Source organism: Pelomicrobium sp. G1 (assembly GCF_051905455.1).
Lineage (GTDB): Bacteria > Pseudomonadota > Gammaproteobacteria > Burkholderiales > UBA6910 > Pelomicrobium.
The window spans coordinates 1-244 of the sequence record NZ_JBQACR010000518.1 but is presented as its reverse complement, the minus strand read 5'-3'; the positions used below and the strand labels follow the sequence as shown (position 1 = coordinate 244).

1 pseudogene is annotated in these 244 nt (G+C 63.9%); it reads left to right on the top strand.

What is annotated here, in order from left to right:
• Positions 1–244: pseudogene (locus ACTFO6_RS19450) on the top strand (N-6 DNA methylase); the annotation flags it as partial.

Genomic DNA, 244 nt, shown 5'->3' with positions numbered 1-244 from the left:
AGATGGGCCTCATCTTCGAGAACCTCATCCGTCGTTTCAACGAACTCGCCAACGAAACCGCGGGCGATCACTTCACACCGCGCTAGGTGATCCGCCTCATGGTGAGCATTCTCTTCATCAACGACGATCATCTCCTCGCCACCCCCGGCACCGTGCGCAAGCTGCTCGACCCCGCCTGCGGCACGGGCGGCATGCTCGCCGAGGCGCAGAACTGGCTGCGCGAGCACCATCCTGAGGCCCGGCT